Origin of the sequence: Marinobacter nitratireducens, assembly GCF_000708045.1 — a bacterium.
Taxonomy (GTDB): domain Bacteria; phylum Pseudomonadota; class Gammaproteobacteria; order Pseudomonadales; family Oleiphilaceae; genus Marinobacter; species Marinobacter nitratireducens.
This window is the reverse complement of sequence record NZ_ANIE01000003.1, coordinates 1-20,887: the sequence shown is the minus strand read 5'-3', so window position 1 is coordinate 20,887 and position 20,887 is coordinate 1. Positions and strand designations below refer to the sequence as shown.

The window sequence follows — 20,887 nt, the reverse complement described above, 5'->3', positions numbered from 1 at the left end:
CGGCGACATTCGATGCGCTGGTTCTCCTGTCAGCCAGCCACTACTGGCCAACTGACGCGACAATCGTGATCTGTTTGTTATCCGGTATTTCCTGGTACGAGAGCACGTGCAACCGCTCCACGCCGTAACTCGCAAACTTCGCCAGCACCGGTCTCAACGGCCCGGAAACCAGCAGAATGGCCGGTTTACCGAGCATTTCCTGACGCTGGACGCTGTCCTGCAGCGATCGCTGCAGCTTTTCAACCATGTTTGGTTCAAGAACCAGCCCTATATCGTCCTGACCGCCGGATTGTTGACTCTGCTGAACAGACTTCAGCAATAACTGTTCCAACTCTGGGTCCAGGGTGATCACCGGGATTTCGGGTTCGTTGCCGCAGATACTCTGGACAATCATCCGACGCAGCGCCTGGCGGGCCACCGTGGTCAGCAGTTTCGGATCCTGGCTCTTCGGATGGACGTTGACGACGGCCTCCGCAATGGAGCGCATATCCCGGATGGGCACTTCCTCTTTCAGCAGGTTCTGGAGCACCTTCAGCAGCAAGCTGATAGAAATAGTGGTTGGCACCAGCTCTTCCGCCAGTTTCGGGGAAATCTTCTCCAGCTGATCAAGCCACTTCTGGACCTCCTCATGCCCCAGCAGCTCGTGGGCATGCTTCTGAAGCACCTGGTTGAGATGGGTCGCGACAACCGTGCTGGCGTCCACGACCGTGTAGCCCAGGGTCTGCGCCTGGTCTTTCTTGTCTGCCTCAATCCAGCAGGCATCCAGACCGAAGGCGGGATCCTTGCCTTCAATCCCTTCAACCTTGCCAAATACCTGCCCCGGATCAATGGCCAGCTCCCGATCCGGATGAATCTCCGCTTCTGCCAGGGTCACGCCCATCAGCGTAATGCGATAAACATTGGGCATCAGGTCGAGGTTGTCGCGGATATGCACGGACGGCATCAGGAAGCCGAGGTCCTGTGACAGTTTCTTCCGCACGCCTTTGATACGGCTGAGCAACTGACCACCCTGGGATTTATCGACCAGAGGAATCAGCCTGTATCCGACCTCCAGTCCGACGATATCGACCGTTGCTACATCATCCCAACCCAGCTCTTTACTCTCATTGGGAGCCGGCAACTGACCACCAGACTCGCCTTCTCCACCGGGGGGCAGATCACGCCCCGCTGGCCGCACGCCAGGCGCTGGCCCACCGCGCCCCGGAAAGACACCTTCCTCCTCCACGGTCTGCCGGTCTCGCTTCCAGATATACCAGGCGGCACCGGCTGCGATCCCGCCCAACCCGAGGAAAGCCACATGGGGCATACCTGGGATAAGACCGAGGATGATCAGGATCCCGGCGGCAATGGCCAAGGCCTTGGGCGCACTGAACATCTGGCTGAGTATCTGGCCGCCCATATCCTGACTGGAGGTAACCCGGGTGACCATGATGGCCGCAGAAGTAGACAGCAACAGAGAGGGGATCTGGGCGACCAGACCATCACCAATGGTCAGCAACGCGTAGCGCTGCATAGCCAGACCAAAATCCAGACCATGCTGCAGCATGCCAATAGCAACACCACCAACGATGTTAATGGCGAGGATGAGCAGACCGGCAACCGCATCGCCTTTCACGAATTTCGATGCACCGTCCATCGATCCGTAGAAATCCGCTTCCTGGGCGATTTCCGCCCGACGGTGCTTGGCCTCTTCCTGATTGATCAGCCCCGCATTGAGATCAGCATCAATCGCCATCTGCTTGCCAGGCATCGCATCCAGGGTAAAACGTGCACTGACCTCGGAGACCCGGCCAGCACCTTTGGTGACCACCAGGAAGTTGATAATCATCAGGATGGCAAACACCACAAGACCGACGGCATAGTTACCGCCGATCAGGACGGCACCGAAGGATTCGATGACCTTACCCGCAGCATCGCCCCCCTCGTGCCCTTCGAGCAATACAATTCGGGTCGACGCCACATTCAGCGCCAGACGTAGCAGCGTTGCGACCAGCAGCACCGTTGGGAACGAGGCAAATTCCATGGGACGCAGCGCGTAAACACATACCAGCAGAATAACGATGGCGAGGGTGATATTGAACGTGAAGAAGACGTCCAGCAGGAACGCAGGCATGGGCAGGATCATCATACCCAGAAGCCCCATCAGCATTATGGGAATGCCCAGATTTCCATGCGTCAGGGATTTGACGTTGTTGAGGACTAGAGCTCTGTCCATGCCGGAAACATCTCCGCTTGGCCGCGCCCGCAGGCGTTTTCAGGGTCGAAAATCTGACGCCGAAGCATCACTTGTTAGAAACGTGGCAAGATCCGTACCACTCCTTACACAGATTGCGGCCGTTTCCCCCCTGGCGGCCTGACGCAGCAGGCGAGATACGGTATCCTTTGCGACATTTGTACGCTTATCCCAACCAATCCAGACACACAGGTGACCCCATGCCCATCCACGAGGTTAAACACCCGCTGATTCAACACAAACTCGGCCTGATGCGCCGTGCCGACATCAGCACCAAGAACTTTCGCGAGTTGGCCCAGGAGGTTGGAACGCTGCTGACCTACGAAGCGACCCAGGACTTCACGCTTCAGGAAGAAACCATTGAGGGCTGGGCCGGCCCGGTCAAGGTGGAGCAGATTCAGGGCAAAAAGGTCACCATCGTCCCCATCCTCCGGGCCGGTCTCGGTATGCTTGATGGCGTGCTCAGTCTGATTCCCAGCGCACGTGTGAGCGTGGTTGGACAGATTCGCAACGAAGAGACTCTGGAAGCCAGCACCTACCTGGAAAAGTTGGTGGGCGAACTCGACCAGCGTCTGGCCTTGATTGTGGATCCAATGCTGGCCACCGGCGGTTCCCTGATCTCCACGATCGATTTGCTGAAGAAAGCGGGCAGCACGGAAATTCGCGCCCTGGTGCTTGTCGCTGCCCCGGAAGGCGTAGAGAAAGTTCTTGAGGCCCATCCGGATGTCTCTATCTATACGGCCTCAATTGACGAGCGGCTGAACGAAAAAGGCTATATCCTGCCGGGACTCGGTGATGCGGGAGACAAGATCTTCGGCACCAAGCAGAAGGACGTATAACCATGCAGGACCACACGCACGACCCAATCTGGAAGCAGGTCATCGCGGGTTCCCAGATGTTGCTGGTGGCCTTCGGCGCCCTCGTCCTGATGCCATTGATTACCGGCATGGACCCCAACGTCGCCCTGTTCACTGCCGGCATCGGTACCCTGATATTCCACATTGTGACCGGTGGCCAGATTCCCATTTTTCTGGCCTCCTCATTTGCATTTATAGCACCGGTGATTGCCTCCAAGGGCAAGTTCGGCATGGAAGAAACCCTCGGTGGCCTGATGGCTGCAGGGATTCTCTATATTCTTCTCAGTGGCCTTATTCGGCTGCGTGGTAATGCCTTTATCCGCAATCTTCTCCCTCCAGTGGTCATCGGCCCGGTCATCATGTCGATTGGTCTTGGCCTTGCCCCGGTCGCCGTTCACATGGCGTCCGGGCGAACAGGTGATGGCGCGGCCGAACTGGTTCCCTATGACACGGCCATTCTCATTGCCATGGCATCACTGGCAACCACAATTATCGCCTCGGTCTGGGCCAAAGGCATTTTCCGCCTCATTCCGATCATGTTCGGTGTCATCGTGGGGTATGTGCTCTCAGCGTTTGCAGGCATTGTCGATCTGACACCAATCAAAGAAGCCGCCTGGCTCGCCGTACCCAATTTCGTGGCGCCTGAATTCAGCTGGGGCGCAATCCTGTTTATGATACCTGTAGCAATTGCTCCGGCGATTGAGCATATCGGCGACATCCTCGCCATCGGTAACATCACCCGCAAGAACTATCTCGACAAGCCCGGCCTTCACCGAACCCTGCTTGGCGACGGTCTGGCAACCAGCGCAGCAGCCGCCTTCGGCGGACCGCCCAATACGACCTACTCTGAAGTGACCGGGGCCGTGATGCTCACCAAGAACTTCAACCCCCGGATCATGTGGTGGGCTGCGGTTGTTGCGATCGTCCTGGCGTTTGTCGGTAAATTTGGCGCCGCCCTCCAGACCATTCCGGTTCCGGTTATGGGTGGCATTCTGTGCCTGCTCTTTGGCTCTATTGCCGTGGTAGGCCTGAACACGCTTATCCGCCACCAGGTGGATCTGGCGGAATCTCGCAATCTGGTGATTGTGGGCGTGACTCTGGTATTCGGGATTGGTGGCATGGTTCTGGGCCATCTGGAAGGCATTGCTCTGTGTGCAGTCGTCGCCATAGCCCTGAACCTGGTACTCCCCGGTCGCCGCGAGGCATGGGGAAAAGCCGTTTATGAGCAAAACGCCAACTGACAGTTCAGGAATAAGTTTCACTGCCCTGTATACCGGTGCCGTCTGGCACCGGTACGGACTCTCCGACGATGCCCTGGCAACCGCCCAGGGCAAACTCCTCTACCACTTGATGACGCCGTTCGAAAGCGCCAGCAAGGCCGTTATCGGCGGAAATATCCGAACTTTCCTGCTGCAACGGCACCTGATCATTGACCACCTGATTGATCAGGCGATCGAAAAACAGGGCATTAACCAGGTTCTGGAAATTGCCTGTGGCATGTCACCCCGCGGGATTCGATTACGGGAAAAACACCCTAACCTGCACATGGTCGAGGCCGACCTGCCCGATATGGCCACTCGCAAGGCAACAAGACTTCTGGCTGCCGGAAAATTGGGAGATCATCACCAGGTGACGCCCATCGACATCCTGGCCACCACCGGCAACAACACTCTTGAGGCCGTCGTGAGCCGTGTGTTCGACAACGACAAGCCCATCGTTATCGTGACCGAAGGGCTGACCAGCTATTTCTCGTTAGAGGTCATAAGCGGCTTCTGGCGCCGCCTGGCAGACATTTTGACCCATCGCCCAGGTTCGGTTTACCTATCGGAAAGCTACTACCGCCCCCGACCACCGCTCTTGAAGGGTTCCCTGACGGCCCTGGGCGGAATACTTGGTTCCGTAACCCGCAGCCAGGTGTCGTTCCACTTCCAGACAGACCAGCAAGCCCATCAGCACTTCATTGATCGCGGTTTCAAATCGGCAACCGTTCACGATCCCCGATCATGGTACGGAAATTTACCAATACCGGAGAGCCGTGGGGAACCGATGGTTCGGGTTATTGAGGCTTGCTCCTGAGTTTTCTGGCTGAATGTTTGTAGCCTGATGGTGATGGAACGCACTCAGATATCCCGCCGCAAATCAGAAGGAATCGGAAAATCCGGCATACCCGGCTTGGCCCCGCGCCCCTTGCGGAATTGCCGCAACTGGAATACGTAGGCAAGAACCTGGGCAATCGCCATGTAGAGGCCGTCGGGAATCTCTTCTCCGATATCGGTGTTGTGGTAAACGGCCCGGGTCAGCGGCGGGGTTCGCAGCACTTCGACCTTGTGCTCCCGAGCAATTTCCATAATCTTGAAGGCGACTTCATCGGCGCCCTTGGCAACCACGACCGGCGCCCCCATGCTCTTCTGGTCATACTGCAGCGCGACGGCGTAGTGAGTCGGGTTGGTGATGACGACGTCAGCCTTGGGCACATCCTCCATCATACGGCGCTGGGCCATTTCACGCTGGAGCTGCCGGATCTTGCCTTTAACTTCGGGCTTGCCCTCGGTCTCTTTGTACTCGTCTTTGACCTCCTGCTTGGTCATTCGCAGTTTCTTCTGGTGGTCGTAGATCTGAAAAGGCACGTCGATCATGGCGATGATAATGGTCGCGCACGAGAGCAGGAAGAAGCTCCAGGCCAGGGTCCAGACAACGTGTTCCATGGCGGGAACCGTGGGTTCTTCGGCGATGCTGAGCAGGTCTTCGGTTCGAAGGTTCAGTATCAGAATGGCCACCGCCATGACCAGACCGACTTTGGCAATGGCTTTAACGAGTTCGACCAGAGACCGCATTGAGAACATCTTCCCGAGGCCTTTGATCGGGTCCATGCGGTTAAGCTTTGGCGCGATGGCTTTGCCGCTAAAGAGCATGCCGCCGATGCCAATGGAACCGGCGATGGCGGCAATGAGCAGCAGGATCAGGATGGGTGAAAGAGCAAAGGCAGCGTCTTTGGCGGAGGCGATGAGCTGGACGCTCATGTGGCGCGTGTCGAAGATTGCGGAGCGCTCTAACGTGAAGCTATCCCGCATGATGCCCTCCAGCGACGCCCCGAGGCTGGAGCCAAACATGAGCAAGCCTCCGGCGCCCGCCAGCAGGACGGCCATGGTGGCCAGTTCCCGTGAACGCGCGGTCTGGCCTTCCTCTCGGGCTTTTTCAAGCCTTCGGGGCGTGGCCTCTTCCGTTTTTTCCTGACTGTTGTCGTTTTCTTCAGCCATTAGCCGGTTTACCTAAAACCCTGGTGTGTCGGCAGGCGGTGCCGGGCATCCAAAACCCGCTCTGGCACGTCCATGTGACGCTTGAGCTTCGCCATCCATGGCTCCGCACAGTTTTGGATGCCCGGCACCACCTGCCTATCAAAATTCTGGTATCGCCTGCACGTTGCCTCAAACGATCAAGCATCCGCTCACTATGGCTGCCCCTGCAACTGTCGCATGAAATCGTAGGTTTCCCGCGTGTACTGATCGAAGTGCGGCAGGAAATTGGCGTGCAGGACCCATATGGCAAACAATCCAAAAATCAGGCCAATCGGGAAACCCAGTGCGAAGATGTTCATCTGGGGCGCCGCCCGGGTCATGACACCGAAGGAGATACTGACGATCAGCACAGCGGTGACCGCCGGCAATGCCAATAACATGGCGGAGGCGAACATCCAGCTGATTCGATGCGCCAGGTCCCACACTCCGGCCTGTCCGAGGCCTTCCAGGCCTATCGGCAATGTTCGAAAGCTTTCGATAAAGATTTCAAAGGCAACGAGATGGCCGTTCATGGCCAGGAACAGCAGGGTAATGGTGATGGTGTAGATCTGGGAGAGCACCGGTACGTTTACGCCGTTCGCCGGGTCGACCATGGAGGCGAAGCCGAGGCCCATCTGCATGGCGATCATCTGGCCGGCGATGACAAAAAGTTGCCAGAGTGCGGTCAGGGCGAAGCCCATGCCGACACCGATCAATATCTGCTGCAGGGTGATAACGACGGCATCCGCGCTTAGCGCCTCGACCTGAGGTACGTCGGGGATCATTGGTACGATGAGGACGGTCATGAGCAATGCCAGCCCCATTCGGACTCGTGCCGGGACGAGCTGGGTGCCGAAGATCGGGATCACCATCAAGAAACTGGCGATGCGGAACAGCGGCCAGAGGTGTTGGCCGACCCACTGTCCGATGACGTCTGCGCCAATTTCAGCCGGGACCATGAATTAACCGATCAGGTAGGGAATGCTGGAGATCAGGCGATTTGCGTGATCCAGCAACTGGGTCAGCATCCACGGGCCAGCAGCGATGATCACAATCAGAGTCACCAGCAGTCGGGGCAGGAAACTCAGGGTCTGCTCGTTGATCTGGGTGGCCGCCTGGAAGGTACTGACCACCAAGCCGATCACGAGCCCGGGACCAATGATAACCGAGGCAAGCAGAACGATCAGCCAGAGGGCTTCTCGCAGTATGTCGATCACGGTTTCCGGAGTCATTTCGCCCTCTCCTAGAGTCCGTAACTGGCGGCCAGTGTGCCCATGATCAGAGCCCAGCCATCCACGAGTACGAATAACATGATCTTGAACGGCAATGAGATGATGATCGGTGACAGCATCATCATACCCATGGCCATCAGGACGCTGGCAACCACCATGTCGATGATCAGGAACGGGATGAACAGTATAAACCCGATCTGGAACGCCGTTTTCAGTTCACTGGTGACAAACGCCGGCATCAACACCCAGAAGGAGACGTCTTCCGGGGTGTCGTACTGCTCATCAGCCATGCGGATAAACAGCGCCAGGTCGCTTTCCCGGGTCTGCGCCAGCATGAAATTCTTGAACGGTTGACTGGCTAGTTCCACTGCTTCCAGGGAAGTCACTTCTTCCTGGAGGTAGGGTTGCAGCCCTACTCGGTTCGCCTCTTCGAACACCGGTTTCATGATGAAGATGGTGAGAAACAGGGCCAGCCCGAGCAGAATCTGGTTGGAGGGGGTCGCCTGCAGCCCCAGCGCTTGGCGGAGTATCGCGAAAACGACGATGATGCGCGTAAAGGACGTCATCATCATCAACATTGCCGGCAGGAAGGTCAGCGCGGTCATCAACGCCAGAATCTGTAGCGTTACCGAGTACTCCTGAGACCCTTCTGTTTCGCCCGGCCCAACGGTGACGGCGGGAATGCCGGGGATGCCGGATGGTGCATCCTGGGCGAGCGCCAGCTGCGCACAGGTGAGTCCCATCAGCAGAATCAGGAAGGGGCTCATTCTCTTGAGCGTGGCGACAATCATTGAGTCAGTCGTTCCTTGTCGGCGAAGTCCAGGATTTCCCGATCATGCCCTGCAGGCGGCGGGCGAAGTCTCCCGAGGGGCCGCTGGCGGCGTCGACAACGGGTTCATCGAAAACCTGGAGCGTGCGAATAGTGCTCGGGGTGATGCCCACAAGAATCTGCTGGCCACCCACTTCGATGAGTGCGATACGCTCCCGCGCACCCAGCGCCATCACGGATACCACCTTGATGGCACTGTTGTTGGCGCCGGTCATCCCACTCATACGGCGAATGATCCAGGCGCAACCGTAAATAATCGCGATCACCGCAACCAGACCAATACCAAGGCTGACCAATGTTCCAACGGTATCGGGCGCTTTAACGGGGGCCGCCTGGGCGGTCTCGGCCGCCTCCTGTGCAATGACAGGGTATGCGAGAAGCAACAGCGGGAGTCCGGCAAGTTTCTGCAACATGTTATTTCTGCAACCGCTTGATGCGTTCGCCCGGGCTGATGACATCGGTGAGACGGATGCCGAACTTTTCGTTCACCATCACCACTTCGCCATGTGCAATCAATGTTCCGTTAACCAGGACATCCAGCGGCTCACCGGCAAGCCGGTCCAACTCGATCACAGAGCCCTGGTTCAATTGCAAAAGATTACGGATCGGGATCTGGGTGTTGCCCACTTCCATCGAGATAGTGACGGGAATATCCAGAATCACGTCCAGATCAGGCGCCAGTCCATCACCTTGCTGAACCGGGCCATTGTGGTCGAACTCTTCCATTGGCGCAGTCTGGACATTGTCCTGTTCTGCGGAGTCGGCTTCGGCCATGGCGGCTGCCCATTCATCTTCGCCGGAACCGGATTCCTCCGCAGCATCGCCCTCTTCGGCGTCACCAGACTCTTCCATAGCCGCTTCCCACTCGGCAGCCAGCTTTTCGTCTTCGCTGAGTTCCTGCTCGTCTTTCTTGTCGTCGTCAGCCATTGCGTCCCACCTTCAGTTGTTTCTTGACCTTGGGCAGCGCTGCCCTTTCGTGAATCTTCAGTGCCAGTTTTCCGTCCCGCGAGCCCATGGTCGCTTTGTAGATCGGTATGCCGTTAGCAGTGACGGTCAGCTTATCGGGAATTTCCACCGGGATAATATCCCCTTCCTTCAGCTTGGCGATTTCCCGCAGCGAAATCCGTCTGCGGCAGACCATGGTGTTAACGGGCACGTTCACATCCTTGATGTCTTCCTGCAGGGCATTGACCCAGCGCTCGTCCACATCGTCAATATCGCTCTGGACACCCGCATCAAGCACGTCGCGAATCGGTTCGATCATGGAGTATGGCAAAGCGAAATGAAGCTCACCCCCGCCACCGTCCAGTTCTATGTGAAAGGTGCTGACAACCACCACTTCACTGGGGCTGACGATATTGGCCATGGCCGGGTTAACCTCGGAACTCAAGTACTCGAAGTCCACCTTCAGCACGGCCTGCCATGCCTCGCGCATGTCATGGAATACCTGGTCCAGGACCATCTGTACGATTCGGGTTTCGGTCGGCGTGAATTCCCGCCCCTCAATCTTGGCGTGTCGCCCTTCCCCACCAAAAAAGTTGTCCACCAGTTTGAACACCAGCTTGGCATCGAGAACGAACAGGGACGTACCTCTCAGGGGACGAACCTTGCACAGATTAAGACTCGTCGGAACGTACAGCGTATGGATGTATTCACCGAATTTCATGATCTGGACGCCGCCGGTGGAAACGTCAGCATTCCGGCGCATCAGGTTGAAGAGACTGATTCGGGTATAACGGGCAAACCGCTCGTTGATCATCTCCAGCGTCGGCATCCTGCCCCGAACAATCCTGTCCTGGCTGGCAAGGTCGTAGGACTTTACACCGGTATCGTCAGTCTCTTCATAGGTATCGATGTCACCATCGTCCACACCGTGGAGGAGCGCATCAATTTCGTCCTGTGACAACAAGTCCTGCATGTGTCGTCCTACCCGTCAGTTGCCTTACCCGTTCAGGGGCCTATTGCACCACAAAATTCCGGAATAACACCGCCTTGATTGCGGGTTCACCTTCCTGCTCCAGTACCTGATTCACCGTTGCCAACATTCTGTCGGCAAGACTGCGGCGACCTTCCGGTGTCTGGAGTTCATTAAAATCACTACTACCCAGCTGCATGACCAACTGGCTTCTAATCAATGGTAGATGCAATTCCGCAGCGGCAAGTGCCTGGGGATCCACAGCTTCCAGCGACAGGTACACCTGGGCATATCGCTGGCGGCCTTCTGCCTGAACCGTAGTGACCAGCGGTTTCTCCAGCTCTACGTAGGTACTCGGCACGAACTGCTCCTCGGCGGGCTCTCCTGATGCTTCGCCCTCGTCTCCTCCCATACCTGGCAGCCCATCTCCCAGAAACCAGAGTGTGCCAACAACGGAGAGAGCGATCGCAAGGACAATCACCACCAAGAGCATGATGATCATCTTCAGTTTGCCTTTCTTGGCGGGTGCCGCTTCGGACGCGTTATTTTCAGCCATAATCTTCGCTTTGCCAGAAATCCGTCACCTGGAGCATTTTTTGGCGACTTTAGTGGATGGAATGCAAAGGTTGGGCCAGAAGGCCCACCCTGCCTATTCAGAACCGCAGTTTAGCGCTGCCAGGGAGGATGGGCAAAATCGATTGGGCAGAATGGGAGGGTGCTTTCAGGCGAAAATCATGCAAATACGTCGACTTCGCCTTTCCAGCTGAGATCAAGGCTACCCGATTCGGTTATGCCAGCCTCCGACTCCGTTACTCCGGAGGCCAAACCACTTCCTCCTGCAGCGTGGCCCTCGCCACCAGACGACTGTTCACCGGTTTGTTGCTGCGGGGAGTCGGAGACATCGAACTGCGCCAGTGACAGCCCCTGCTCCCCCAGCATGTCCCGGAGACGATGAGAGTTCAGTTCCAGTTGATCCCGAACAACAGGATTGGCGGCGTGAACAGTAATATTGGCCTGCTCGTTATGGACCTTGACCTTGACTTCCATCGGGCCCATATCCGGCGGCGTCAGATGAATCTCAGCCACCGACATGTTCCGGGCCGTGAGGAAGCTGAGTTTACCAACAACTTTATCGCCCCATTCGGTGTGGCCGACCGGAAGATCAATGGACGTGGTATAGCTTCTGAGGGGAATCGCCGCTTCCGTGGCGACCTTTGCCGCCTGACTCCCTGCTGCTTGGGAGGCTACGTCCAGGGCTCCCTGGAAACGCGCTGACGCGACAAGACTGGATGCATCCACCGGTCGACTGCTTTCCGCCCCCTGGGAACCAGAAATCATCTCCTGCAACTGGAGCCCCTGAGTGACGCCAGGCAGTGACTGCCCCGGCTTGCCGGCGTTCGGCCCACCGAGCAGGCTTTTCGCTGCCATCTGTTGACCTACGGGCGTACTCATCTCAGTCGCAGCGGCTTTTACAGCAGAGCCCTCAGCAGATTTGGCTTCGCCTGTAACCGGACTCAACAACGTCTGAAGATTCACAAACGTCAGCTCATCACCCGTAGTCTCGGCTTCCTCATCCACGGAGCCGGGCTTGGCAGTCGCCTTATCTGCGCGGTTTTCAGAGTGTTTAGTCTCAGATGTCGCGGAAGCGTCGGAGGGTGATTCGACGCTCTCATCGTTCCGGCTTGTCTCCGATTCCCGGGGTTCGTCCTTTGCCTGCGAAGCTTCACTGCGCTCGGACCTTTTACGTTCCGTGCGCTCCTGCTCGGCGCGGGATACTGACTCGTAGCGGCTTTCACCACCGGCGTCTTTGCCAGTCACCGGCTTGCTGGAACCTGTCTCTTTTGCGCCCGCTGGTGCGGGGGCCTGGGGAAGAACCATCTGTGGCATGGCAACCTCTTGCCGCTATTGTCTGGTTAACACCCGCTTTTTGCCGGTTGGACACAATGCGCAACCGTTTTCGAGTGATTTACCCTATAGCCAGCAAAACCAATGCCAGAGTCCCGTCTAGCGGAGTCACCTGACCATCAAACCTTCTAGCATGTCGGTGACGGTCCGGAATTCCTCTTCAATATTCGAAAGCATCGACTCAGAATCCTCAAGCGATTGAGCCTTTCCCGCTTTCTCTGCAACCAGACAGAGTTCCCCGAGGTGGGGAGCACCGATATTGATGCTGCTTCCTTTGAAACTGTGCGCCATCTTTGCGAAGGCATCGGCGTCACCATTTGTGGCTGCATGCCGCAACCCGGCAATCCGATCCCTGGAATCATTGATGAAGGTATGGATCAGAACCTCAAACTCATCCTCCATAACGTCCTGAAGCTCGGCCAATGCCTCTTCATCTAGGTGTGGCTTATCAACCATACCAACCCCCTGTGGTCCTGACGATCATCCGACCGAGACCTCTTCTCCAGAAGAGACGCCGGTATATTCCCAATCATAAACAATTTCCACGCGATTGCCCCGGTGGTGGAACGTGACGGATTGGGCCAAACGCCTGAGCAACATAAGTCCCCTTCCAGCATAGTTAAGGCTACTCCGTTCCCCGTTATCTGGATGCAGAGCCGGATGATTTTCGAAATCGAAACCGGGGCCACTATCCTCGCATATTACACGAAGTTGGCCGCCATGCGCTTTCATAGAATGCCGGAGATCAAAGCGTATGAAATGTCCCTTTACGTCCTTCAGGCGCTTGTGCCGCTCCTCATAGTAGCGCCCAAAGCCATCCGGCGAATGCTTCCAACCTGACGGCAATTCCAGAACACCGTGCTCGAGTGCATTATTATAAAGTTCAGCAAGAAGCGTATATATCTCACCACTTTTACGACGAAGTCCTGGCACTTCCATACAAATGTGCAACAAAAGTGGAAGCGGACTGAATTCACCCAATGTGCTTTCACGAATCTCGTAGGCACAATGCCATTCCCGAGGGCCTGACAGCACCGACGGCACGGATCTCTCCGGCATGGCCGCGCTGTGTGTCTCTTCAATCATTTCTAGACAAAGCAGGGTCAGATCGTCCCGGCCGCTCTGATTCCCGGTAAATGTCTGCACTTCCTCCATGACAGCATCGTAGACATCGCCTGCCCTATCCAAGGCCCTAAGCAGCCTGCCCTCGCCAAACAACTGCCCGCTGGCATCCTGACACTCCAACACGCCGTCCGTCATGAGCAGCAGCCGGTCCTGCCTTGCGGTGGAAACCGCCTCCATGCTGTCGTCGAAACGTTCAGGTTCGAGAATCCCCAGCGGCAAGTGCCGCGATGGCAAGGGCTTCCGTTGCCCGGACGGACTGATCAGCCAACCGTCGGGAAGCCCCCCATTCCACACCTTTATCTGGTTATGCTTGAAGTCCGCCTCGATCATGGCGCCGCAACAAAACATGCCCGACGGTAGAATACGTTTCAGCTTTTGATTGATTTCTCTAAGGATATCGGCTCCGTTGAACCCCTTGGCCGCCATGCCATAAAAGATCTCAGCGACCGGCATTGCACCGATGGCTGCGGGTAAACCATGCCCCGTGAAGTCACCAATAAATATCAGCATCCCACCGGCAGGTCCGGGAGAGGCGAACAGGACATCACCATTAAAGATTGAGAGGGGCGACGCGTGATATCGAATATTGTCCGCGTGCAAACATCCGGTATGCGCGACATTATCAAACACCCTCTTGGCCACTTCCTGCTCTTCCGTCAGCTGCTGGTTTCGCTCGCGGATGATGTCCCGCTGATCCGATAGCGTCTGATGCATCAAGCGCATCCGGTTAAACGCATTGATCTTTGCTTCAAGAATCACGCGGTTGTAGGGCTTACTCAGGAAATCATCGCCCCCGGCCTCCAGGCATCGAGCCAAGGCGCCAGCTTCCGACAAAGAGGTCAAAAAGATCAGCGGAACCATTCGTTCACCGGCCAGCGTCTTGATCTGCCGGGCCGCTTCCATACCATCCATAACCGGCATCAGAGCATCAAGCAGGACGAGATCCGGCCTGTATGTCTGATACTGCTCAACGGCCTCACGGCCGTTGCATGCGTCTCTGACGTCGTGCCCCAGACGCTTTATCAATGCCTTGAGAATCAGGCGATCACTGTCGCTGTCATCAGCTATCAGTATCTTGAGGGGCTGGTCATCAAGCGCTGGCTCAGTCACAGAGGTTGCCTGCGGAAGCCTTTGTTTCACCGAATGGCGAACAACTGCTCGAAATTGGAAATGGAGAGAATGCGGCGGACATCATTATTGCAGTTCTCTATGGAGATGCGGGCGCTGTCACCTCCGGCATAATCCCGGAGCAGCAGGAGCATACCAAGGGCTGAACTGTCCAGATAAGTGGTGTTGGAAAGGTCTACAACGTAGTTCCGGATATCCTTCTCGCCATGCTCGTAGGCATCACGAAAGGCCTGATGGGTGCTGAAATCGAATCGCCCCTCAATGCTTATGATCAGGGTTTCACCATCCCCTCCACGGCGCGTCTGTATCGACATACCGGAACCTCCGAAGATCTTCAATTAATACCGATAACCAACAGAATAGATCTGCGGCTTGTCTTCGGCTAAGGATAGTCTACCTGCATGAAATTGGCATGGACAAAGGATTGACGTGGCGCAAGTTCAACGGTGACGTCGAGCAAATGCTCTTCCTGCGGCCTCATCAGCGAGCTTCTGCTCCCGGATGTCCTGGTCTCGCTGTTCCTGTTGCCGACAGGACTCTATGTATTTTTCCATTCCCCGTTTGCGCTCCCAGGCTTGCTGCCATTCCAGCCGACGGGCCTCAAATACTTGCTCAGCCTTCTCGAGCTGCTGCTGTTGCTGTCGTATCACCTGATCCAGCTGGGCGATAAACGCCTGCCAGGCCTGCAACCGAGACACCTGGACAACACCTTGCTGACTGTTCCGAATCTGATCCCGATACTCCTGCTGGTAACGGTTCAGGTTATCCACCTGCTGGCGCTGTTGGTCTACCGCTTCCCTGGCCTCCCCCATACGTTCCAGCGCTTCCTGCTCCTTTCTCTCTTCCAGGGTGAGCACCACGGCCAGTCGCTTGGAACGCAACATCAGCTACGCTCTCCTGGGGATCCAGCCTGAGCCGGTGCATTACGACGTTCTGGTGAGCGGCGTTCCGGAACAACTGACAGCAACTGATCGATACTCTGCTGGAGCGGAGCACTTTCATTCAAGCCCTGCTTGAGGAACTGGATCATGTTCCCGATGTGGGCAATAGCAAAGTCGGTTTCCGGATCAGAGCCTTTGACATATGCGCCGACACTGATGAGATCCCTGGCCTGCTGATAGCGGGAATAGACTTGCTTGAAACGTTGGGCACGGGAGAAATGCTCCGGATCCGTCACCTGAGGCATCACGCGGCTGATGGACGCCTCGACATCAATGGCCGGGTAATGCCCTTCCTCGGCCAGACGCCGGGACAATACGATGTGGCCATCCAGTATCGCCCGTGCAGCGTCTGCAATGGGATCTTGCTGGTCATCACCTTCGGTCAAGACGGTATAGAATGCGGTAATAGACCCGCCCCCAGGTCGTCCATTACCAGTACGCTCGACCAGTTGCGGAAGCTTCGCGAATACCGATGGCGGGTAACCCTTGGTGGCGGGAGGCTCTCCGACAGCGAGGGCGATCTCACGTTGGGCCTGCGCATAGCGCGTCAGCGAGTCCATCAGCAACAACACACGCTTGCCCTGATCGCGATAGTACTCGGCAATACGGGTGGTCAGCATTGCAGCCCGCAAGCGCATCAACGGCGAGTCATCGGCCGGCGATGCCACCACCACAGAACGCGCCAGGCCTTCGTCACCGAGAATGTCTTCAATAAATTCCTTGACCTCGCGGCCACGCTCACCAATCAATCCAACGATGGTGATGTCGGCATCGGTAAACCGGGTCATCATGCCCAGCAGCATGCTTTTACCGACACCACTGCCCGCGAACAGTCCCAGTCGCTGGCCCTGCCCAACCGTCAGCAGTGAGTTAATCGCACGGATACCGACGTCCATGGACTGCCGGACTGGCGCCCGGTTGAGCGGGTTGATGATGTCACCTGTGAGGGATACTCGGGCTTCTTCCTGCAACGGCCCCTTGCCATCCAATGGTTCGCCGCTGCCGTTAACGACCCGCCCGAGCATTTGAGGTCCCACGGGCACCCGGCTGGTTGCGGACAGCGGAATCACTCTGGCCCCGGGTTTCAGACCCTCAATGGCGGTCAGCGGCATCAGATAGACTTTATCGTCCTCAAACCCGACGACTTCTGCTTCGACATTGCCGGTACCATGCCCCTGGATCATGCAGCGATCCCCGACAACCATGGGACAGCCGACGCATTCCAGGGTCAGACCGACCATTCGGGTCAGCCGTCCAGACAGCTCCGGTTTGGGCTCGTCATCGGATAACGTGGCCTGATATCGTGAGAGGCGTTCAGCCAGCGTTGATGTCATCGCCGTCTCCTGCTTCTCCGCCTTCGCGCTCGGCACCGACGGCACTATCCAGTTCGGACTGCTTGTCGAACATGCCTCTTACGGCCTTTTGGAAACGCTTTTCAACGGTAAAATCCACCAGGCTGTTGCGGGTTTCGACCTTACAACCTCCCGGCATGATCGCTGGATCCTCGACAATGGACGATGGGGCGTCGAGACGCGTTGCAACTTCGGTGATCAGGGCCGCGTCATCGGGATGAACGTGAATGCGAACATTGTCTGTGGTGGACGGCAGAGCCTCAATTGCCCGGCGCACAACCGCCTGAATCTGTGAAGAATCAGTCGCCAGGTCTCGATAGACCACGGCCCGGGCCAGCTCCGTCGTAAGATTCACCAGCGCCGCCTCGAGTTCATCCTCGTGACGACTGATTGGCTGCAGCAACTCACCCATGACCTGCTCAAGTCGTTCGAGCTTCGCGTCTACGTCCTGCCGGCTCTCTTCCCGGCCCTGTTGCTCGCCCTTCTCACGTCCCTCGGCAAGCCCCGCTTCAAGACCCTCCTGGTGGCCTTTTTCCTGTCCTTCTGCAAATCCTTCCTGATACCCCGCGTCGCGGCCTTCCCGAAATCCATCTTCGCGTGCAGCCTGACGAATTTCATCGATATCCGATGCGGTCAGCGGCTTGACCTCGCGCTCCTCTTCCCGGGCCACTTCGTTGCCGCTGGCATCAAGCAACGGCAGCTCCCAACGCTCGTAGGCGGTGAGCTGCTCCTTGGGTATACGACGGGAATCCCTGGAAGAATCTTTCATCACATCATTTCTTCACCGGCACCGCCGAGGGAAATTTCCCCGGCCTCGGCCATGCGCCGTGCCACTGTAATAATATCCTTCTGGGCGCCTTCAACCTCGCTGACTTTAACCGGGCCTTTCGCTTCAAGATCATCCTGCAGCAACTCGGCCGCCCGCTTGGACATGTTCTTGAAGATCTTGTCTTTGACCGCGTCATCAGCACCCTTGAGGGCAACCACGAGCACTTCCGAAGACACTTCCCGGAGAAGAGCCTGAATGCCACGATCGTCAATGTCTTTGAGGTTATCAAACACGAACATCAGGTCCTCGATCGTGGACGCCAGGTCCGGATCCATATCCTTGATGGAATCCATCAGGGATCCTTCGATACTGCGATCCATGAAATTCATGATGTCTGCAGCGCGCTTGATGCCGCCGATACGACTGGTTTGGGCCGCGGAGCCGCCGGAGAACTGCTTCTCGAGGATATCGTTAAGTTCTTGCAACGCCTGGGGCTGGATGCTTTCGAGAGAGGCAACCCGCATCATCACATCAAGTCGCACTTTTTCGTCCAGCGTCGCCAGAATTTCAGACGCCTGGTCCGGATCAAGGTAGGAAATAACGATGGCCTGAATCTGCGGATGCTCATAGCGAATAATGTCGCCAACGGCGCGCGGCTCCATCCACTTGAGCGTGTCGAGGCCTGTTGTGTTTCCACCGATCAGGATTCGGTCGATCAGGCTGGCAGCTTTGTCGTCTCCCAAGGCCTGGGTCAGCATGGTTCGGATATAGTCATCGTTACCAACGCCCAGCCCGGTCTGCCCACCAACGGCATCCACAAACTGATTCAGTACGTAGGTGACTTCGTCTTTGCTGATATCCTGCATCTGAGCCATCGCGACACCAACACGCTGAACCTCTTTCGGCCCCATGTGCTTGAGCACTTCGGCGGCGTCGGCCTCACCGAGTGACATCAGTAGAATTGCCGCCTGCTCCACCCGCGGAATTTTCCGCATCGGCTTCTGCGGGGCATCCGCACCCTGCTGATTGGCTTGATCAGTCATCGACATTCACCCACTGGCGCATGACCTGAGCAACCCGACCCGGGTCTTCTGCAATCAGGCCTTTCAGTGCATTCAACTGCCTATCATAACTGTCCGTAGCGCCCGGCAAAAGCAGTTCATCCTGTGAGGACATGGCTTCACGAAGAGCATCGCCACCTTCCATACCTTCAAGCTCGCCGTAGCCACCTTCAGCCAGTTCTCCCCCACGCTCCTGGCGGCCACCACCGGACAGGGTTTTCAGCGTCGGACGCAACAATCCGAGCACCAACACCAGGATGACCAGTCCCGCAAGGACCTGCTTCATCAGGTCCCAGAACCAGGGCTGCTCCCAGAATCCGGGGGCCTCGAACTCAACTGCCTCTTCCGGAGCAAAGGCCGTATTCATGACCGTCACGCTATCTCCCCGGGCGGCGGAATAGCCCACAGCATCGCGCACCAGCATGTTCAGGCGCTGAAGCTCCTGTTCGGGCCAGGGTTGGTAGCTGACCTCTCCCGTCTCGGGGTCGACAACTTTCATATCATCAACAGCAAGAGCGACCGTTACCCGCTTAACGCGCCCCAGCTCCTGACGGACATAACTGACGCTGCGATCCATCTCATAGTTGCGGGTGGCTTCTTTGCGAACATTGACGGGTTGGGCAGCCTGCCCCTGGTTGCCGTCTGCATTGGCGTTCGCATTGGCCTGCTCAGGTACGGTAGCGTTTGCGGGCGGCTGATTTGATAATGCCCCTGGTATGCCCACAGGACCGCCGGAACTGCGCTGTTCGGTCAGTTCCCGCTCACTACGGACCGCCTGCTGGTCGGGGTTAAATACTTCCTCGGCACGCTCCACCGAAGAAAAATCGAGATCGGCCGAAACCTCCGTTCGATAACGTCCCTCGCCCACGATGGGGCCAATCAGTGATGCCACACGACGGCTGAGCCGTTCTTCAATCTGGGCCGTGTACTCGTACTGGTCTTTCATCCGATCGGCGTCATTCTTCGCCTCTTTGCCAGTGAGCAGATTACCGTTCTGATCGACCACGGTAACGCCGCCTTTCTTCATCATTGGAATACTACCGGCGACCAGATTCACGATCGCATCAATCTGCTCCTGCTCCGGACGCCGACCCGCAAATACCTCAAGAAATACCGATGCAGAAGGTTCCCTCGCATCCCGTACGAATACCGAGCGCTCGGGTATGGCCAGATGAACCCGGGCGTTCCGCACACCTCGCATGGCTGCAATCGTGCGAGCCAGCTCGCCCTCAAGACCACGGCGATAGCTGACCGTTTCCATGAACTGGGAGGTTCCAAGTCCACGCTCCTGGTCCAGCAACTCATAGCCCAGTGTTTTCTGATCGGTGACGCCCTCAGCAGCGAGCTTCAGGCGGGCGTTGTAAACCTGCTCGGACGGCACCAGCAGCGCACCGGTCCGCGGGTCCATTTTGTAGTCGATACCATTACTGTCCAGGATCGTGGTGACGTCCTGAGGGTTATAGGCGGACAGGTCCCCGACCACCGGCTGGTAATTCGGTTCCTGCGCCCAAAGCACAACCGCAACGCCAAGCGCGACGCTGGCGGCGAGCCCCACCATCAGGCCAATCTGACGAAGCAGGTTCAGTCGATTAAAGCCGAGAAACAGATCGCTACGGTTTTCAGGAGCGTCATCGCTCTCCTGGGAGGCTGGCATATTCTGGGTAGCTGTTTCTGCAGGAACGCTGGCCATGTCTCTGCTCCGTTATCAAATAGGCATATTCATGATGTCTTCGTAGGCGCGAACGACCCGGTTTCGCACCTGGGTCAGCGCCTCAAACGAGACAGAGGACTTCTGGGCAGCAATCATAACTCGGGTAATGTCGACGTTCGGATCCCCCATATCGTAGGAGGTGCGAAGTGCACTGGCGTTCTGCTGCAACTCGTTCACGTTATTGACCGCATTCCCCAGCATGTCACTGAAACTGGGTGTTTCCTGAGTTTCCTGTACCTGACGCGGCCCGTCGATACGACCACGAACCGACTGATCCTGCTCAATCTGCTGGTTCTGCATCATCTGGGCGCGCAATGAGCGGATGTCAGAAAGCACACTGTTGATGTCGGCACGCTGAACCATAACTTTCTCCCGATGCCACCCGTTCTAAAGGCGGACGTTCTCTTGAACCATTGTTACGGGTTTAAAAGCAAGCAGCAGGCCAAAACTCGTTTATCTATATTTTTCATAAACTTAAACGCAATGAAAAAGGTAAGTGCCATGTTGCCGACGAACTTTTGACAGGAGCACAGCCCAACTGAGGGGGGGGGGGG

Annotated in this window: 22 protein-coding genes; 3 read left to right on the top strand and 19 right to left on the bottom strand. The window is 56.9% G+C overall.

The features are described 5' to 3' along the window. Positions 1 to 40: 40 nt before the first annotated feature. On the bottom strand, positions 41 to 2,215 hold the full coding sequence (gene flhA / locus D777_RS01955) for a flagellar biosynthesis protein FlhA (protein WP_036128313.1): 2,175 nt from the start codon (positions 2,213 to 2,215) through the stop codon (positions 41 to 43). A gap of 218 nt (positions 2,216 to 2,433) precedes the next feature. Between flhA and upp the strand changes: the two genes are divergently transcribed. Genes upp through D777_RS01940 form a run of 3 tightly spaced genes read left to right on the top strand, consistent with a single transcriptional unit; the run spans position 2,434 to position 5,166 of the window. Further along, complete coding sequence (upp, locus tag D777_RS01950; RefSeq protein WP_036128311.1) at positions 2,434 to 3,072, top strand: uracil phosphoribosyltransferase; 639 nt, start codon at positions 2,434 to 2,436, stop codon at positions 3,070 to 3,072. 2 nt (positions 3,073 to 3,074) lie between these two features. After that, positions 3,075 to 4,331, top strand: coding sequence for a uracil-xanthine permease family protein (locus D777_RS01945; RefSeq protein WP_036128309.1), 1,257 nt, complete (start codon positions 3,075 to 3,077; stop codon positions 4,329 to 4,331). Further along, positions 4,312 to 5,166: a class I SAM-dependent methyltransferase gene (locus tag D777_RS01940; RefSeq protein WP_036128307.1), complete on the top strand. Its 855-nt coding sequence runs from the start codon at positions 4,312 to 4,314 to the stop codon at positions 5,164 to 5,166. Before D777_RS01945 ends, D777_RS01940 begins: the two co-directional genes overlap by 20 nt. A gap of 44 nt (positions 5,167 to 5,210) precedes the next feature. On the opposite strand, the gene flhB is transcribed toward D777_RS01940, so the two are convergent. The 18 genes from flhB to fliE form a co-directional block, all read right to left on the bottom strand. Then, complete coding sequence (gene flhB / locus D777_RS01935) at positions 5,211 to 6,347, bottom strand: flagellar biosynthesis protein FlhB (RefSeq protein WP_036128305.1); 1,137 nt, start codon at positions 6,345 to 6,347, stop codon at positions 5,211 to 5,213. 191 nt (positions 6,348 to 6,538) lie between these two features. Further along, complete coding sequence (fliR, locus tag D777_RS01930) at positions 6,539 to 7,324, bottom strand: flagellar biosynthetic protein FliR (protein WP_036128303.1); 786 nt, start codon at positions 7,322 to 7,324, stop codon at positions 6,539 to 6,541. 3 nt (positions 7,325 to 7,327) lie between these two features. After that, positions 7,328 to 7,597, bottom strand: coding sequence for a flagellar biosynthesis protein FliQ (gene fliQ / locus D777_RS01925; RefSeq protein ID WP_036128302.1), 270 nt, complete (start codon positions 7,595 to 7,597; stop codon positions 7,328 to 7,330). 11 nt (positions 7,598 to 7,608) lie between these two features. Further along, complete coding sequence (gene fliP / locus D777_RS01920; protein ID WP_036128299.1) at positions 7,609 to 8,388, bottom strand: flagellar type III secretion system pore protein FliP; 780 nt, start codon at positions 8,386 to 8,388, stop codon at positions 7,609 to 7,611. 4 nt (positions 8,389 to 8,392) lie between these two features. Continuing rightward, positions 8,393 to 8,839, bottom strand: coding sequence for a flagellar biosynthetic protein FliO (gene fliO, locus D777_RS01915; protein WP_036128297.1), 447 nt, complete (start codon positions 8,837 to 8,839; stop codon positions 8,393 to 8,395). 1 nt (position 8,840) lies between these two features. Then, positions 8,841 to 9,353, bottom strand: coding sequence for a flagellar motor switch protein FliN (gene fliN, locus D777_RS01910; protein WP_036128296.1), 513 nt, complete (start codon positions 9,351 to 9,353; stop codon positions 8,841 to 8,843). After that, entirely contained in the window at positions 9,346 to 10,344 is a 999-nt protein-coding gene (fliM, locus tag D777_RS01905) for a flagellar motor switch protein FliM (RefSeq protein WP_036128294.1), read from the bottom strand. Before fliM ends, fliN begins: the two co-directional genes overlap by 8 nt. A gap of 40 nt (positions 10,345 to 10,384) precedes the next feature. Then, positions 10,385 to 10,897: a flagellar basal body-associated FliL family protein gene (locus D777_RS01900; RefSeq protein WP_036128293.1), complete on the bottom strand. Its 513-nt coding sequence runs from the start codon at positions 10,895 to 10,897 to the stop codon at positions 10,385 to 10,387. Between the two features lie 176 nt (positions 10,898 to 11,073). After that, positions 11,074 to 12,228 carry a flagellar hook-length control protein FliK gene (locus D777_RS01895; protein WP_036128291.1) on the bottom strand — a complete coding sequence of 385 codons (1,155 nt, stop codon included), beginning with the start codon at positions 12,226 to 12,228 and terminating at the stop codon, positions 11,074 to 11,076. A gap of 126 nt (positions 12,229 to 12,354) precedes the next feature. Next, positions 12,355 to 12,702 carry an Hpt domain-containing protein gene (locus D777_RS01890; RefSeq protein ID WP_036128289.1) on the bottom strand — a complete coding sequence of 116 codons (348 nt, stop codon included), beginning with the start codon at positions 12,700 to 12,702 and terminating at the stop codon, positions 12,355 to 12,357. Between the two features lie 24 nt (positions 12,703 to 12,726). Further along, on the bottom strand, positions 12,727 to 14,481 hold the full coding sequence (locus tag D777_RS01885) for an ATP-binding SpoIIE family protein phosphatase (protein ID WP_036128288.1): 1,755 nt from the start codon (positions 14,479 to 14,481) through the stop codon (positions 12,727 to 12,729). Between the two features lie 26 nt (positions 14,482 to 14,507). Further along, on the bottom strand, positions 14,508 to 14,813 hold the full coding sequence (locus tag D777_RS01880; protein WP_036128287.1) for an STAS domain-containing protein: 306 nt from the start codon (positions 14,811 to 14,813) through the stop codon (positions 14,508 to 14,510). 126 nt (positions 14,814 to 14,939) lie between these two features. After that, positions 14,940 to 15,383, bottom strand: a complete 444-nt coding sequence (fliJ, locus tag D777_RS01875) for a flagellar export protein FliJ (RefSeq protein ID WP_036128285.1) — start codon at positions 15,381 to 15,383, stop codon at positions 14,940 to 14,942. Continuing rightward, the gene (gene fliI / locus D777_RS01870; protein WP_036128284.1) at positions 15,383 to 16,774 is read right to left on the bottom strand and encodes a flagellar protein export ATPase FliI; all 1,392 of its coding nucleotides are present in this window, start codon (positions 16,772 to 16,774) and stop codon (positions 15,383 to 15,385) included. The genes fliJ and fliI overlap by 1 nt, the downstream gene beginning before the upstream one ends. Then, entirely contained in the window at positions 16,755 to 17,561 is an 807-nt protein-coding gene (locus D777_RS01865) for a flagellar assembly protein FliH (protein ID WP_081849445.1), read from the bottom strand. Before D777_RS01865 ends, fliI begins: the two co-directional genes overlap by 20 nt. After that, complete coding sequence (gene fliG, locus D777_RS01860) at positions 17,561 to 18,556, bottom strand: flagellar motor switch protein FliG (RefSeq protein ID WP_227501684.1); 996 nt, start codon at positions 18,554 to 18,556, stop codon at positions 17,561 to 17,563. The genes D777_RS01865 and fliG overlap by 1 nt, the downstream gene beginning before the upstream one ends. 40 nt (positions 18,557 to 18,596) lie before the next feature. Beyond that, the gene (gene fliF / locus D777_RS01855; protein ID WP_036128282.1) at positions 18,597 to 20,312 is read right to left on the bottom strand and encodes a flagellar basal-body MS-ring/collar protein FliF; all 1,716 of its coding nucleotides are present in this window, start codon (positions 20,310 to 20,312) and stop codon (positions 18,597 to 18,599) included. A gap of 15 nt (positions 20,313 to 20,327) precedes the next feature. Further along, entirely contained in the window at positions 20,328 to 20,696 is a 369-nt protein-coding gene (fliE, locus tag D777_RS01850) for a flagellar hook-basal body complex protein FliE (protein WP_036128281.1), read from the bottom strand. Positions 20,697 to 20,887 lie beyond the last annotated feature (191 nt).